Origin of the sequence: Synechococcus sp. R3-13, assembly GCF_047462195.1 — a bacterium.
GTDB lineage: Bacteria > Cyanobacteriota > Cyanobacteriia > Thermostichales > Thermostichaceae > Thermostichus.
On record NZ_JANSIO010000327.1, the window covers coordinates 1 to 1,625 of the forward strand.

The window sequence follows — 1,625 nt, forward strand, 5'->3', positions numbered from 1 at the left end:
CAACACGGGCATGACCGGCTACCAGGAGGTGATCACCGATCCCAGCTACCGGGGGCAGATGGTTACCTTCACCTGCCCTGAGCTGGGAAACACCGGAGTCAATGAGCTGGACGAAGAATCGGCTCGGCCCCAAGTCGCGGGGGTGATTGCCCGCAATGTATCGCGCTTGGCCAGCTCCTGGCGGGCTACATCCACCCTCCCCGAATACCTGCAACGATATGGGATCCCGGCCATTGCTGGGGTAGATACGCGGGCTTTGGCACGGCGGCTGCGCTCTCAGGGGGTGATGAACGGGGCCCTTTCCACGGAGATTCTGGATCCCCAGGTTTTGTTGGAGCGGGTGCGCCAGGCTCCTTCCATGCAGGGGTTGAGCTTGGTGGCGGAAGTTACTACTCCCCAACCCTACGAGTGGCTGGAGCCTACGCCTGCCGATTGGGACTATGGCCGCAGCCAAGGGATCCCAGTGCCGGAGCCGCCCCTGCGGGTGGTGGCCCTGGATTTTGGCATCAAACGCAACATCTTGCGCCGCCTTACCCGCTATGGCTGTCGGGTGATGGTGTTGCCGGCCAATGCCAGCCCGGAGCAGATTTTGAGTTACAACCCCGATGGGATCTTCCTCTCCAATGGGCCAGGGGATCCGGCGGCAGAGACCACGGCCATCCGCACCACGCAAGCGCTGCTGCAAACCGGGAAGCCCCTATTTGGGATCTGCCTGGGCCATCAGATTCTCAGTTTGGCCCTAGGGGGATCCACCTACAAGCTCAAGTTTGGCCACCGCGGCCTCAACCACCCTTGCGGGTTGGAGAAGCAAGTGGAGATCACCAGCCAGAACCACGGATTTGCGGTGGATGCCGCTTCGATCCCTGCCGATGAGGTCACGATCAGCTACCTCAACTTGAATGACCACACCGTAGCCGGGATCCGCCACCGTCACCTGCCCCTGTTTTCTGTGCAGTATCACCCGGAGGCCAGCCCCGGCCCCCACGACACCGATCACCTCTTCCGGGAGTTTGTGGAGCTAATGCTGCAGCACCGAACTTTTTTAGCTACTCAACGCTAACATCTTTCACCTCCTGCCGAAGGCAGGGGATTGGACAGGGACGGGATCCCTCAAGAGAAGCGGTGGTGCCAGACTGTGATGGCAATCGCCAAGGCATCGGCGGCATCATCCGGGCGGGGCAAGCTGGGCAGGTTGAGTTCCCGGGCCACGGCAGCTTGTACAGCCTGCTTGTCGGCGCGTCCGTAGCCTGTCAAACTTTGCTTGACTTGGGCGGGCGTAAACTCCACCGGCAACAGATGATGCTGGGCCAAGGTGAGCAGGATCACGCCACGGGCTTGGGCGATGGCAATGGTATTGCCCATTTTGTAGAAAAAAAGTTTTTCCAGCCCCACCTGATGCGGGCGCAGTTGGCGCAGCAACTGGCTCAAATCCTCGTGCAGCGTTTGCAGCCGCTCCGGCATCGAGTGTTGGCTGGGGGTGCTGATCACCCCATAATCCACAGGTTTCAACCCCGCAGATCCCGCCAGAATGCAACCAAAACCCATGGTTCCCAGACCTGGATCTAGGCCGAGGATGCGCTGCTCAGGTGGGGTGTCTGATACATTTACGCTGAACACTGCTGAAC

General features: G+C 60.4%; 2 protein-coding genes. One reads left to right on the plus strand and one right to left on the minus strand.

Annotation, left to right across the window (positions count from 1 at the left end; all coding sequences use genetic code 11):
- The coding region (gene carA / locus NW856_RS10170; RefSeq protein WP_414400110.1) for a glutamine-hydrolyzing carbamoyl-phosphate synthase small subunit at positions 1-1,060 on the plus strand (1,060 nt) is incomplete at its 5' end.
- A 50-nt stretch (positions 1,061-1,110) separates the two neighbouring features.
- On the opposite strand, the gene ruvC is transcribed toward carA, so the two are convergent.
- A complete protein-coding gene (gene ruvC / locus NW856_RS10175) occupies positions 1,111-1,545 on the minus strand; it encodes a crossover junction endodeoxyribonuclease RuvC (RefSeq protein ID WP_238376867.1) in 435 nt (144 codons plus the stop codon).
- Positions 1,546-1,625 lie beyond the last annotated feature (80 nt).

Coding starts and splice junctions, on each gene's coding strand:
- ruvC (WP_238376867.1), bottom strand. CDS start 1,545: ATGGGTTTTGGTTGCATTCTGGCGGGATCTGCGGGGTTGAAACCTGTG.